The sequence below is a fragment of the Campylobacter sp. BCW_6877 genome, assembly GCF_001762445.1.
Lineage (GTDB): Bacteria > Campylobacterota > Campylobacteria > Campylobacterales > Campylobacteraceae > Campylobacter_D > Campylobacter_D jejuni.
This window is the reverse complement of sequence record NZ_MJWW01000031.1, coordinates 1-13,492: the sequence shown is the minus strand read 5'-3', so window position 1 is coordinate 13,492 and position 13,492 is coordinate 1. Positions and strand designations below refer to the sequence as shown.

Here is a 13,492-nt window from a genome sequence, read left to right as displayed (position 1 = left end):
CTACTTTCATTACTTTCAAAGATATACTTAAATAAAATTAAGAATAACACAAAATTTATCGCTTTTTAAAGTTAAATTTATATTAATAGGACTAATATAGTCTTGTTTAAATTATTATCAAGGAGAAGTAATGCAAGACAATATTATTGATCGCAGAAGCTTTTTTAAACTAGGGCTTCTAGGTGGTTCTGTAGTAGCAGCTAGCACTATAGGTGGCGGTGCTGTTTTAAAGGCAGCAGAACTTACGCATTCGCATCAAGCTTCACAAGGAAAATCAAATAAAATTAGAGGTAGAATGTTTTTTCAAACTCAAACTGAATTTGATACCTTAAGTGCAGCCTGTGAAAGAATTTATCCTAAAGATGAGCAAGGAGAAGGAGCTATAGGTTTAGGCGTGCCTTATTTTATCGATAATCAGCTAGCTAGTGCTTATGGTTATAATGATAGAGAATATATGCAAGGGCCTTTCATGGAGGGCAAAGCCGAACAAGGTTATCAAACCCCTATGCAACGCAAAGATATTTTTTTAGAAGGCGTGCATGCTCTTGAAGAAAATGCTCAAAAGCGTTATAAAAAATCTTTTTCTTTGCTTAAAGGTGGAGATCAGGATAAAATTTTAAGCGATTTTGAAAAAGGAAAAATTCAAACTACAGGTTTTAAATCTTCTTATTTTTTCACACTTTTAAGAGATATGACAGTAGCTGGAGTTTTAGCTGATCCAATTTATGGCGGAAATGATAATAAAAATGGTTGGAGAATGATGCAATATCCAGGCGCACAAATGAGCTATGTGGATAAAATTGCAAGTGATGAATTTTTTAACATTGAACCTATGGGTTTAGCAGATATGGAGAGTTAAAATGGCTGAAGTATTAAAAAAAGTAGATGTGGTAACAGTTGGAGCAGGATGGACTGGAGGTATAGTGGCTGCAGAGCTTACTAAAGCAGGTTTGAATGTACTTAGTTTAGAACGCGGACATATGCAAAGTACTGAAAATTTTAATTTTATCCATGATGAGTGGAGATATGGGATTAATTATGGTTTGATGCAAGATTGCTCGAAAGACACTGTGACTTTTCGCCATGATCCTAGTGGTTTAGCCTTGCCTTATCGTAAAATGGGTTCGTTTTTATTGGGTAATAATGTTGGCGGTGCAGGGGTGCATTGGAATGGTTGGACTTTTAGGTTTATGCCTTATGACTTTGAAATTCAAACCCTAAGCAAACAAAGATATGGTAATAAATTAGGTAATGATTATACCTTGCAAGATTGGGGTGTGACTTATAAGGATATGGAGCCTTATTATGATAAATTTGAAAAAACCTGTGGGGTATCAGGTGAGCCAAATCCTTTAGCAGAAAAAATGGGAGCTTTTAGATCTAGTCCTTATCCACAAGAACCTCTTGAAAATACTAAAATGCTTAAACGATTTGAAAGTGCAGCAAAAAGTTCAAATTTACACACTTATCGTTTGCCAGCTTCAAATTCTAAAGGTGGCTATACAAACCCTGATGGTCAAGATTTAGCTCCTTGTCAATACTGTGCGTATTGTGAACGCTTTGGTTGTGAGTATGGCGCAAAAGCAAGTCCTTTAAACACAGTAATTCCAAAGGCTATGAGCACAGGTAAATACACCATACGCACTTATAGCAATGTAACGCAAATTCTTAAAAAAGACGGAAAAGTAACAGGGGTAAAATTTGTCGATACTAGAACGATGAAAGAGTATATCCAGCCTGCTGATATAGTTGTGCTTACAAGTTATATGTTTAACAATGCTAAGCTTTTAATGGTAAGCAACATAGGTGAGCAATACGATCCAAAAACAGGTAAAGGAACTTTAGGTAGAAATTATTGTTACCAAATGAATATGGGTACAACAGCTTTCTTTGATGAGCAATTTAACACCTTCATGGGTTCAGGTGCTTTAGGAACTACGAGTGATGATTTTAACGGAGATAATTTTGATCATTCTAAGGAAAAATTCCTTCATGGAGCTATGATTTATAGCGTTCAGCTTGGAACTCGCCCTATACAATCAGCCCCACTTCCAGCAGGAGCTCCAACTTGGGGTGCTGAATTTAAAAAAGCATTAAACTATAATTTCACAAGAGCTATTACCGTAGCAGGACAAGGTGCTTCTTTGCCTCATAAGAATAATTATTTAAGTCTTGATCCAACTTATAAAGATGCTTTTGGTATGCCACTTTTACGCTTAACTTATAATTTCACCGATCAAGATAGAGCTTTGCATAAATTTATCACAGATAAAACAGCTGAGGTAGCAAAAAGAATGCAAGGAGTAAAATCAATTAAAAAAGGCGCTTATCTTAAGGATTATAGCGTTGTACCTTATCAATCTACTCATAACACAGGTGGAACAACCATGGGCGCAGATAGAGAAACTAGTGTGGTTAATACTTATTTACAACACTGGGATGCGGATAATCTTTTTGTTGTAGGAGCAGGAAATTTCCAACACAATAGTGGATATAATCCAACTGATACTGTGGGAGCTTTGGCTTATCGCTGTGCTGAAGGTATTTTAAAATATCATAAAAGTGGAAAAAGCTTAGCTTGATAATAACTTGAGAGTTTTTGAAAACTCTCAAGATTATAAATTTTTAATTTTCTTCCGATATAGTATATAATATCAAGGAAGGCGAAAATGATTAATGGTACAAATTCTTATTCAAACTATAATTATACAAAAAGGCAAATGTAGTCTGCTCTTGGTGGTTGGAATCCAAGATTATTTTAATAAAATATCATAAAAAAAGGGTTTTCTATGGTAAATTTTGATACTCAATATACAAATATCAATTATCTAAATAATAACACAAGCAATAAAAAAGCTGTGCTTAAAAATGATGATGATGCTTATTATGAATCCATAATAAAAAAATTTGGAGATCTTGAAAAATTTAAAGAAGAAAATGGCTATAATGGATCTGCTGATGTAAAAGAAGTAGAAAACTCTTTATATAAAAGATATATGGAAGATAAACTAAGCAAGGATGAAATAAAAATACTTAATAAATTTGGCACAGACTATCTTACAGAAGGCGTAGATTTGTCCGCACTTCATAGACGAAAAGTTGATCTTTTAAAAACTCTTACAAGTATGAATGAATTTGAGAAAATATGGGGTGCTGAAAGGGCACAAAGGGAAAAACAATTTTTTAATGAACTTGGTAAGCCACTTACTCAAGAAGATATAGATAGGTTCTTAACTAATAAAAACAATCAAAAAGAAGACAAAGAAACTTTCAAACCTATACAAGCAGAAAGTAAAAACAAAGAAACTTACAAAGATGATAGTAAAATGAATGAGCTTGTAAAAAAACTATTAGAAGGTAAATTTAGCACTAGTAAAGAATTAGAACTTCTTTTTGGTGTGAAATTTAGTGATGATGCAGGAGAATTTAACAAAATCCTTTCTTTAAATTCTGCACCAAAAAGTATAGATATTAAGGCTTGAAAATGCAAAAATTTAAATTATAAAAAGGATAAAAAATGTTAAATATCTTAACATATAAATTCAAGCCATCATTTTCATAAGGAAATTTTTTATTTAAATTAAGAATTTTAAGATGCGATGTTGAATTTAATGTCGTTATTTTGTGAGTTTTGTTGATAAGTTTTGGCTATGAAATTTTTAAAATCTTTATCAAAATTTGAATTTTTATCGTTGTTTTTTGAATCTTTATCTGTTTTTTCTAAGCTATTTTCTGAATTTTTGTCATCTTTTTCTTTATTTTCTTCTTCTTTTTCTTTGGCTTCCTCGGCTTTAAGCTTCATTGCTTCAGCTCTTGCTTCAAATTCCATTTTTGCAGCATTTGCTGCAACTTTATAATCTTGTGGGCTAGGATCAGCAGGAGCCATAGCTGCTGCTGCGATTTGTCTTGCATTGGCTATAGTTTCTTCTGGTGTGTTTCCTTTTTGCATGCTGATAGGAACTTCGCCCGCTGTAGCATACATTTGATTATCAGGGCCTCTTGTGTAAGTAAAACTTGCAGCACCTGCTAAGCCGCCGCCCGCTGCTTGATGTGCAGCTTCATGAGCTTTTACATTTCTATCGATACTTTGGAGTTCGCGAACTTGAGCTACTTCTTTTTGGCTTAGCTCTACGCCATTAACCATTTGGGTTTGTTCGCCATTTTTTTCTTTATCATCTTTATTTTCACTAAGATTTTTTTCATCTTTTTGAGTGGAATCGGATTGATTTGTTTTATCAAAAGAAGGTTTGCTAGAGTAGTAATTATAAGAGTTATAACTTGAACTAATTTGCATTTATCCTCCTTTTTGTTTTTTAAATTTTAGGAATTTTAACGCATTTTGACTTAAAAATTTGATAAATTTTGTAAAATAATCATAAATACAATTTCAAAGGAATGTAATGATTTATGAAAATGATTTGATTTATATAGAGAAAGAGGAGGCTCAAGTGCCTTGGCTTAAAATTTTTACTAAAGAAATTTATAAAGAATTTAGCGATTGTCCTTTAGAGTTGCAAAAAGAACTTTTTGAAAAAATTTTACTTTGTGAAAAGGCTATGATAGAATTTTACAAACCTGAAAAAATCAATATCGCCTCTTTTGCAAATTATGTGCCAAGGGTGCATTTTCATGTTATGGCAAGATTTAAAGAAGATGCGTTTTTTCCAGAGTGTATGTGGGGAAAACAGCAAAGAGAAGCAATAAAGCTTGATTTGCCTAAATTTGAAGAATTTGTAAAATTTTTAAATAGTAAAATTTTTTAATTTTTATTAATGATTTGTTATGTTTTATCTAATAAAATTTTTATATTGAAAATTACTATAAAAAAGGAAAAAAATGAAAAAAGTTTTATTAAGTTCATTGGTTGCGGTGTCTTTGTTAAGCACAGGTTTGTTTGCTAAAGAATATACTTTAGATAAAGCACATACAGATGTAGGTTTTAAAATCAAACATTTACAAATTAGCAATGTAAAAGGAAATTTCAAAGATTATTCTGCGGTGATTGATTTTGATCCTGCGAGTGCTGAGTTTAAAAAGCTTGATGCAACTATAAAAATCGCATCTGTAAATACAGAAAATCAAACAAGAGATAATCACTTACAACAAGATGATTTTTTCAAAGCAAAAAAATATCCTGATATGACTTTTACAATGAAAAAATATGAAAAAATCGATAATGAAAAAGGCAAAATGACAGGAACTTTAACTATAGCTGGAGTTTCTAAAGATATCGTTTTAGATGCTGAAATCGGCGGTGTAGCTAAAGGCAAAGATGGAAAAGAAAAAATAGGATTTTCTTTAAATGGAAAAATCAAACGCTCTGATTTTAAATTTGCAACAAGTACTTCAACTATTACTTTAAGTGATGATATTAATTTAAATATCGAAGTTGAAGCAAACGAAAAATAATTTTTTAGTCTAAGAGTCTTGCTCTTAGACTTTGTAAATTTTTATCCAAATTTTCTTCACTTTCTTGCCAAATCAATTTAAAATCCGGTTTAAAATTTTCATTTTCTAAATTAAATTCCGTGTTTTTCAAGGTGGATTCTAAAAAAGCAAGATGATTTAAAGCTTGATTTTTATCATTAAAAATTAAAATAAAATCATTTTCTACGATAAAAATTTTTGCTCTAAAGCGTTTTAAAATTTTTGCAATTTGTTTTAAAATGAGTTTGGTATAGCTTTCTTTGGTATCTTTTAGTTCATTAAAATGAAGCAAGGCAATGATATAGTTGTTTTTTCCTTTTGTAAAGCGTGTAAGGCTTTTTTCATTGGGTAGCTTTGTTAAGGTGTCAAAAAAAGCTAACCTATAAGCGTAATTTAAAAGATAAAAACAAAAAACCAAGCTTGCAAATTCAAAATATCTTATTCCTGCTCCTTCTTGAAATAAAAACTGAAAATATGCAGTAAAAAATGCGATAATAAGATAATATTCTTTAGTTTTAAAGGTTTTGATAAAAATGAGTATTAAGCCGACTAAAAAAAATAAAAATCCTAATTCACTCACAGGTTTAAAAAAAACTAATGCAATAAAATGAAATTCTAAACTAGCGCTATTAAAAGTAGTATTTCTAGGTAAAATGATACTTAAAATGCCTATAAAAATAAGGGTTGTAATTGAAGCAATATTTTTTTTATTTAAAATTAAAGCATGGTGTTTTCCAAGGCAAAATAGGGTAAAAACCATAGGTAAAAACAAGGCGACAAATAAATTAGCTTGAAAAAAACTTGTATAAAAATAAGGTAACTTGGCTCCTAATAATACTAAAGTCAAAAAGAAAATTTTTGAATTTTTAAAGTAAAAGGATAACACAAGTGCTGAAATTTCAAAAATAAAGCTCAATGATATTAAAAAATCTAATAAAAACATTTCAAATCCTTGATTTTAATAAAAGTGATAATTGTATAGAAAAAAGCTTAAAAGCGGGTTTTATTTAAATTTAGCAATTTCATCTTGTATGGTTTGTTCTATATGAAGTAATTCTTCATGAGTTTTTTTGCTATTTTCTAAAAGTTCATCAAATTTAAAGCCAAGCATAACAATACGATATAAATTGGGTTTATATTTTCTCCAATTATATAAAGTGCTAACATCAATGTCTAGTTCATATGCCATATCACGCTTGCTCTTTTTTGTCATTTTTTACCTTAAAAATTTAGCCTTTAAAAAATTTTACATTAAAATTTCTTTATTAAAAACACTTGAAATATTCAATCTTTTATATAAAATATATTTAATATTTCAATATTAATTAAGTTATAGTATGGAATAATAGTTTTTATAAAATTTTTATTTAAGGAGAATTACATGGAAGGTGCAAGTGGCGGGTCTATTTTTGTAACAATATTATTGTTTGTATTATACATGTTGCCCGCTATTATTGGTTTGAGCAGAAAGCATTCTAATTGGCTGATAATTTCTTTGCTAAATTTGTTTTTTGGTTGGACTATTATTGTTTGGCTTGTTTGTTTAATATGGTCTTTTACGGGAAGTTTTAAGCAAACTATTATTATTAAAGAAAAAAATGAGAAATAGGAGAAAAAATGACAAAATTTTTAAGCATTTGTAGTTTAATTGCGATGTTGTTAAGTGGTTGTGGAAGTGATTTTCCTGGACAACCTAGCGATGTGGCTAGAGTTCAGCAAAACAAATATCCAAATGGAAATTTAAAAGAAGAAATTCCCTATAATAAAGATTCAAGAATACATGGGTTAAAAAGAGCTTTTTATGACAATGGTCAGCTAAGAGCTGAAGAAAATTATAAAAATGGAAAAAAAGATGGAATTAGCAGGGAATATTCTAGAAATGGGCAATTACTTGAGGAGGTTCATTTTAAAGATAATCGCGGATATGGTGATTTTGCAAGCTATTATGAGAATGGAAATATGAGAGCAAAGGGAAAACTACTTGGCTATAATGAAGATGGTATGCCAGAATTTGAAGGTAATTACAAGGAATATTATGAAAATGGAACTTTAATGTGTGATTATAATTTTGATAATAAAGGTAAATTTGATGGAGTGCAAAAGCGTTATGATGAAAATGGCGCCTTAGAAGACGAAGAGAATTATAAAAATGGACTTAAAAATGGAGTCTTTAGAGAATATAAAAAAGGGGAGATTGTAAGAGAAGAAGAATATAGAAATGGTATTTTAGTAGCAAAACCTAAAAATTAGAGGAGTTTAGATATGTTTAAAAAAGTAATTTTATTTTTCTTAATGGGGTTTGCCTTGCTTCAGGCCAACTCATTAGACAAATGTGATAATACGGCAGTTGTTTCAAATCTTAAAGAAAAAATTCCTAGTGAAATTTTTAAAAATCTTTATGAATTATCCGGACTTAAAGCCCAAGGGATTGATTATGAAGATTATGTAAAAGGCCTCAAAGAAATGGCTAAGCATGATGGAATGGTAAATTACACTGATATGATCGAAATTAATTCCATTTCAAATTTTGATCTTAATTTTGATTCTTGTATGGCTACGATTAATGCTGTCTTAAAAGGGGAACAGAGAAAAGGTCTTTGGAGTGTTGTTTATAAGGTTTCTAACATAAATCAAGTGAAAATTACAGATATAACTTATATCAATGGAGATTTCCAATAATATTTTTATTAAAGTAAGTCAATAGAATTAATTTCATGACTTACTAATATTTTATACTCAATTAATTTCAAGTCTTTTTTTGATACAATTTCTTAAAAATTTTTATAAGTAAAAAATTTAAGGAAAATCATGGTTGAAGTAAAAAATCTTACTATGCGTTTTGCAAATCAGCTTTTATTTGAAAATGTTAATTTAAAGCTTGTTAGAGGACAAAGATATGGACTTATCGGTGCTAATGGTGCGGGAAAATCGACTTTTTTAAAAATTCTTTCAGGAGAAATTGAGTCAAGTAGTGGTGAAATAGTATTTGATGAAGGCTTGAAAATCGCAGTTTTAGGACAGGATCAATTTGCTTTTGAAAACTACACCATCAAAGATGCAGTGATGTGTGCAAATAAGCGTTTATATGAGGCCTTAAAAGAAAAAGAAAAGCTTTATATGAGCGAGGAATTTACTGATGAGATCAATGAGCGTTTAGGTGAGCTTGAGATAATAACGGCTGAAGAAGATCCAAATTATGATTGTGAAACACGTTGTGAAAAAATTTTAAGTTCTTTAAAGATTAAAGATTTTGATGCTTTAATGAGCACCTTACAAAGTGCGGATAAATTTAAAGTCTTACTGGCTCAAGTTTTATTTTTGGGTGCGGATGTGCTTTTTTTAGATGAGCCTACAAATAATCTTGATTTAGAGGCGATTTCTTGGCTTGAAAATGAACTTTTAAGACATGAAGGGACTTTGGTTGTCATCTCTCATGATAGGCATTTTTTAAATAAAATTTGCACAAGAATTTTGGATGTGGATTTTAAACAAATTCGTGATTTTGCGGGAAATTACGATGATTGGTATATGGCTTCAACGCTTTTGGCAAAACAAGCTGAGCTTAAACGCGATAAAACCTTGAAAGAAAGAGAAGAATTAGAAAATTTCATTCGCCGTTTTAGTGCGAATGCTTCTAAGGCAAAACAAGCCACAAGCCGCGCTAAGGCACTTGAAAAACTAGAGCTTGAAGAGATTAAAATTTCAAGCCGTAGAGATCCTAGCATAGTTTTTAGAACCAATCGTGAAATAGGTAATGAAGTTTTAGAATTTAAAGGTATAGGCAAGGCTTATGATAAACAACTATTTTCAAATTTGGAGCTAAAAATAGAAAAAAATGATAAAATCGCTTTGATTGGGGCAAATGGTGTGGGCAAAAGTACTTTGGCAAAAATCATCGCCCATGCTATAAGTCCAGATAGTGGATTTATACATCTTGGGGCAACTATAGAGCTTGGATATTTTCCTCAAGATACAAGTAATTTAATTTGTGAAAATTTGAAACTTTACGAATGGCTTATGAGTGAAAAATTTAAAGATCTAGATGAAATCCGTAAGTGTTTAGGTAGAATGCTTTTTAGTGGCAGTGATCAAGAAAAGATGGCAGCAAGTTTAAGTGGGGGTGAAAAACATCGTTTAATGCTTTCTCGTTTAATGCTAGAGCGTCCGAATTTTTTGCTTTTAGACGAACCTGATAACCATTTAGATCTTGAAAGTATTATTGCATTAGGTGAAGCTTTATATAATTTTAAAGGTGTAGTGCTTTGTATCAGCCACGATAGGGAGTTAGTTTCTGCTTTTGCTAATAGAATTTGGCATTTAGAAAATGGTAAGCTTACGGATTTTCGTGGAACTTATCAAGAATTTTTAGGAGAAAATGATGGCTAAATTTAGAATTCAATACAGCGCAGGTTTTGGGCACTATACGCAAAATCACAAGGGTTTTGGACCTACGATTTATATAGAAGAGGTCGTAGAGTTTGATAATGGCAAGGATTATTTTGATTATATAGATTTTTATAAAACTTATTCAAAGAGCGATGATACTTATTTTCATATTAGTTTTTTAGAAGATAGACCTCTAAGCGATAAAGAAATCACGATTCGCAATGAATACCGTAAAATGCGTGATGAAAACTGTAAAAAAGCCAAGGAAGAATTTATAGCCAATAATGAGCTTGATGTGGAGCATTTGCCTACTCATCATGATTGAAAAACATTAATTTTTGCATAAAAAAGGAACACTTTTTGCTTGTATAGTTTTTGCATATTTTGAAAGGAGAAAACTATGCAGGTAAATTATAGAACGATCAGCTCGTATGAATACGATGCTATTAGTGGTCAGTATAAACAGGTGGATAAACAGGTTGAAGATTATTCTTCATCTGGAAATTCTGATTTTATGGATATATTAAATAAGGCGGATGAGAAGTCAAGCGGAGATGCTTTAAATTCTAGCAATAGTTTTCAAAGCAATGCGCAAAACTCAAATTCAAATTTAAGTAATTATGCTCAAATGTCAAATGTTTACGCTTATCGTTTTAGACAAAATGAAGGCGAGTTGTTTATGAGAGCTCAAAGTGCTAGCGTTCACAATGATCTTACACAACAAGGTGCAAATGAACAAAGTAAGAATAATACTTTGTTAAATGATTTATTGAACGCAATTTAATCAAAAGCTCCATTTTGGAGCTTTTGTATTTACTTGCAAGAATTTATAATTTCTCTATTTCAAAAGGTGCAAAATTTTTACAAAAAATTTCAAATTCTTGCTCCTCTTTTTCATTTAATTTGATATGTAATATAGCTTTGCAATCCTTAAAATCTTTTGTGAAATTAAAAGAATAAGTTTTTAAAAAATGTTCAAAACGATTTAAATTTTTTAAATCAATAGCAATGGATATATTTTTTTTCAATTCGAATGAAAGTAAAGAAGAATTATTAATCACGGCATTTGCCGCATCATTATAGGCTCTTACAAGTCCCCCTGTACCAAGTTTTATACCGCCAAAATATCTTACAGTGATTAAAGCCGCATTGATAAGATCATAGCCCCTTAGAACATTTAAAGTTGGCATTCCAGAAGTTCCTTTAGGTTCTCCATCATCGCTTTTATCTTCTACAATTTGATTAAAATCATTTAAAACACGATAAGCATAGACAAAATGAACAGCTTTTGGATGCTCTTTTTTTAGCGTTTCTATTAAAAATTTAAAATCTTTAAAAGGGCAAAGAAAAGATAAGAAAATAGATTTTTTAATATCGATTTGTGTTTGAAAAATTTGATCAATAGTTTGCATTTTTGCCTTTTTTTGTTTAAAATTATACTTATAAAAACTAAAATCAATTTGATGTTAATTTTTAAGATGTTTGATATTTATATGATTTGCATTGATATTTTAAGTTTAATTTTGTAAAATTTTCATTATGGAAAAAATCAAAAATTATAAACTTATCATCATTTTACTTAGTCTTGATTTGTTGGCTTTGCTTTATGGAATTTCAACACTGAGTATTAGTACTGATGAAGCTGATATTTATTTTGGTGAGCAGGGTAAATCACTTATTTTTTCCCATAGTTTGCTTTATTATATATCTCATTTTGGAACTTTTATTTTTGGGCAAAATGATTTTGGTTTAAGGCTTCCTTTTTTATTTTTTCATTTTTTAAGTTGTTTGCTTTTGTATTTGCTAGCTTTAAAATATACTAAAACTAAAATTGATGCTTTTTTTTCTTTATTGTTATTTGTTTTATTGCCGGGTACTGTTGCAAGTGCTTTACTGGTTAATGCCGCATCTTTGGTGATTTTTTTAACCCTTGCTATATTATGTGCTTACGAATATGAAAAAAAATGGCTTTTTTATATATTATTGATTATAGTGTTATTTGTTGATAAATCTTTTAATATTTTATTTTTAACTTTTTTCTTTTTTGGAATTTATAAAAGAAATGCTATTTTATTTACCTTATCTCTTGTTTTGTTTGGAGCGAGTATTAGTTTTTATGGTTTTGATACAGGTGGTCGTCCAAGAGGTTATTTTTTAGATACTTTAGGAATTTTTGCTGCATGTTTTTCTCCTTTGGTTTTTGTGTATTTTTTTTATACTATTTATCGTTTGACTTTTCAGAAATATAAAAATTTATTATGGTTTTTAATGAGCGTAACATTTGTATTTTGTTTGTTGCTTTCTTTAAGACAAAAACTTTTTTTAGATGATTTTTTGCCTTTTTGTGTTATTTGCACTCCTTTACTTATAAAAACTTTAATGCAAAGTTATAGGGTGAGATTACCAGTTTTTCGATTAAGGTATAAAATCTTTATAGAATGTTCTATAATTTTTTTGATATTTTGTTACTTTTTAATCGTCGCTAATCAATTATTGTATTATTTCATAAACAATCCAAATCGTCATTTTGCCAATAATTATCATTTTGCTAAAGAATTGGCGCTAGAATTAAAAAAACAAGATGTTTTAGAGCTTGCAACAGCCCCAAGTTTGCAAAAAAGATTGCGATTTTATGGAATAAAAAATAGCAATAAGTTTTATTTAAAAGCTTTAAAACAAGCCGATAAGCATGATATGGACAAAAAAATTGTTAAAGTAAAACTTGGAAAATATGAAAAAGTATATCAGATTTTAAACTATGATTAAAGCTTTCAGTTTGTTGGAATTTGTGTTTATAATTCTCATTTTAGGTATAGTTTTTAATTTAGGCAGTCTTTACTTAAAAAAAGACAATCTACTAGAAGGTGCAATACAAATTCTTAATGATATCCAATATACCCAAAGTTTAGCCATGATGCAAGAAGGCATAAGAGTTGATGAGTTGGCTATCGCAAAAAGAGAGTGGTTTAAAAGTAAATGGCAGATTTATTTTATAAAATCAGCTGCCACAGGTTATGATCAAACATATACTATTTTCTTGGATAAAAATGGCGATGGAAATGCTAATTTAGGTAAAACTGAAATCAATATAGATAGAGAAATTGCTGTTGATGTAATCAATCATAACAAATTAATGAATTCAGGTCAAAGTGGAGTTATTAGTAAAGATGATGAAAAAACTACACAAAGATTTAATCTTACAAAAAGATTCGGAATAGAAAAGGTTGAATTTAAAGGATCTTGTTCAGGATTTACTAGATTAGTATTTGATGAAATGGGCAGAGTGTATTCTCCGTTAAAAAATGCCAATTATGCATATGAAAAAACTTTAGCAAAGAATAATTCAGATTGCATTATACGTTTGTTATCAAAAAAGGATGCTCTTTGTATCGTTATAGATACGCTTAGCGGTTATGCTTATATTCCAGATTTTAAAACACTTAAAAGTCAATTTGTTAATATAAAAAATAAAAATTACGAGTGCTCTAAAATATAGCCCCCATTTTTTAACCCACCAAATACTTATATAAATACTTACACAAATATTTATATTATTTAATCCTTTATTTAATCCCCTTTTAAGTTTAATTGGTTATACTTTCATTTCCTTTTTTGAAAAAAAGGACTTAAAATCTTTTAAATTATAAAGTTTCACTAACTGAGTAGATTTTATAAATTA

17 protein-coding genes are annotated in these 13,492 nt (G+C 29.7%); 13 read left to right on the top strand and 4 right to left on the bottom strand.

Features of this window, described 5'->3' with window-relative positions:
• Positions 1-130 precede the first annotated feature (130 nt).
• The 3 genes from AJ936_RS02370 (at position 131) to AJ936_RS02360 (ending at position 3,482) form a co-directional block, all read left to right on the top strand.
• Positions 131-859, top strand: coding sequence for a gluconate 2-dehydrogenase subunit 3 family protein (locus AJ936_RS02370; protein WP_002857555.1), 729 nt, complete (start codon positions 131-133; stop codon positions 857-859).
• A gap of 1 nt (position 860) precedes the next feature.
• A complete protein-coding gene (locus AJ936_RS02365; protein WP_070210148.1) occupies positions 861-2,582 on the top strand; it encodes a GMC family oxidoreductase in 1,722 nt (573 codons plus the stop codon).
• Positions 2,583-2,789: 207 nt separating this feature from the next.
• The gene (locus AJ936_RS02360; protein WP_053872204.1) at positions 2,790-3,482 is read left to right on the top strand and encodes a hypothetical protein; all 693 of its coding nucleotides are present in this window, start codon (positions 2,790-2,792) and stop codon (positions 3,480-3,482) included.
• 107 nt (positions 3,483-3,589) lie between these two features.
• On the opposite strand, the gene AJ936_RS02355 is transcribed toward AJ936_RS02360, so the two are convergent.
• Complete coding sequence (locus AJ936_RS02355) at positions 3,590-4,294, bottom strand: putative metalloprotease CJM1_0395 family protein (RefSeq protein WP_070274022.1); 705 nt, start codon at positions 4,292-4,294, stop codon at positions 3,590-3,592.
• 106 nt (positions 4,295-4,400) lie between these two features.
• Between AJ936_RS02355 and AJ936_RS02350 the strand changes: the two genes are divergently transcribed.
• Together AJ936_RS02350 and AJ936_RS02345 are read left to right on the top strand one after the other, a co-directional pair.
• A complete protein-coding gene (locus tag AJ936_RS02350) occupies positions 4,401-4,763 on the top strand; it encodes an HIT family protein (RefSeq protein WP_002857306.1) in 363 nt (120 codons plus the stop codon).
• 73 nt (positions 4,764-4,836) lie between these two features.
• Positions 4,837-5,409, top strand: a complete 573-nt coding sequence (locus AJ936_RS02345; RefSeq protein WP_002868710.1) for a YceI family protein — start codon at positions 4,837-4,839, stop codon at positions 5,407-5,409.
• 4 nt (positions 5,410-5,413) lie between these two features.
• Here AJ936_RS02345 and AJ936_RS02340 read toward each other — a convergent pair whose 3' ends face one another.
• Both AJ936_RS02340 and AJ936_RS02335 read right to left on the bottom strand, forming a co-directional pair.
• A complete protein-coding gene (locus tag AJ936_RS02340; RefSeq protein ID WP_070274021.1) occupies positions 5,414-6,370 on the bottom strand; it encodes a hypothetical protein in 957 nt (318 codons plus the stop codon).
• Positions 6,371-6,430: 60 nt separating this feature from the next.
• A complete protein-coding gene (locus AJ936_RS02335; protein WP_002778401.1) occupies positions 6,431-6,640 on the bottom strand; it encodes a transcriptional regulator in 210 nt (69 codons plus the stop codon).
• Between the two features lie 168 nt (positions 6,641-6,808).
• Here AJ936_RS02335 and AJ936_RS02330 point away from each other — a divergent pair, with 168 nt between their 5' ends.
• The 6 genes from AJ936_RS02330 (at position 6,809) to AJ936_RS02305 (ending at position 10,597) form a co-directional block, all read left to right on the top strand.
• The gene (locus tag AJ936_RS02330; RefSeq protein ID WP_002855619.1) at positions 6,809-7,036 is read left to right on the top strand and encodes a superinfection immunity protein; all 228 of its coding nucleotides are present in this window, start codon (positions 6,809-6,811) and stop codon (positions 7,034-7,036) included.
• 8 nt (positions 7,037-7,044) lie between these two features.
• Entirely contained in the window at positions 7,045-7,677 is a 633-nt protein-coding gene (locus AJ936_RS02325) for a toxin-antitoxin system YwqK family antitoxin (protein ID WP_044778536.1), read from the top strand.
• A gap of 12 nt (positions 7,678-7,689) precedes the next feature.
• Positions 7,690-8,106, top strand: coding sequence for a hypothetical protein (locus AJ936_RS02320; RefSeq protein WP_044778537.1), 417 nt, complete (start codon positions 7,690-7,692; stop codon positions 8,104-8,106).
• 129 nt (positions 8,107-8,235) lie between these two features.
• Positions 8,236-9,813, top strand: a complete 1,578-nt coding sequence (locus AJ936_RS02315; protein ID WP_044778539.1) for an ABC-F family ATP-binding cassette domain-containing protein — start codon at positions 8,236-8,238, stop codon at positions 9,811-9,813.
• A complete protein-coding gene (locus tag AJ936_RS02310; RefSeq protein ID WP_002859498.1) occupies positions 9,803-10,138 on the top strand; it encodes a hypothetical protein in 336 nt (111 codons plus the stop codon). Before AJ936_RS02315 ends, AJ936_RS02310 begins: the two co-directional genes overlap by 11 nt.
• Before the next feature lie 75 nt (positions 10,139-10,213).
• A complete protein-coding gene (locus tag AJ936_RS02305) occupies positions 10,214-10,597 on the top strand; it encodes a hypothetical protein (protein ID WP_070210150.1) in 384 nt (127 codons plus the stop codon).
• 43 nt (positions 10,598-10,640) lie between these two features.
• Here the strand turns inward: AJ936_RS02305 and AJ936_RS02300 are convergent, their stop codons facing one another.
• Positions 10,641-11,225, bottom strand: a complete 585-nt coding sequence (locus AJ936_RS02300) for a YigZ family protein (RefSeq protein WP_070274020.1) — start codon at positions 11,223-11,225, stop codon at positions 10,641-10,643.
• 127 nt (positions 11,226-11,352) lie between these two features.
• Between AJ936_RS02300 and AJ936_RS02295 the strand changes: the two genes are divergently transcribed.
• Both AJ936_RS02295 and AJ936_RS02290 read left to right on the top strand, forming a co-directional pair.
• Positions 11,353-12,579 carry a hypothetical protein gene (locus AJ936_RS02295; RefSeq protein WP_070210152.1) on the top strand — a complete coding sequence of 409 codons (1,227 nt, stop codon included), beginning with the start codon at positions 11,353-11,355 and terminating at the stop codon, positions 12,577-12,579.
• Positions 12,572-13,309, top strand: a complete 738-nt coding sequence (locus AJ936_RS02290; protein ID WP_053872949.1) for a hypothetical protein — start codon at positions 12,572-12,574, stop codon at positions 13,307-13,309. The genes AJ936_RS02295 and AJ936_RS02290 overlap by 8 nt, the downstream gene beginning before the upstream one ends.
• Positions 13,310-13,492 lie beyond the last annotated feature (183 nt).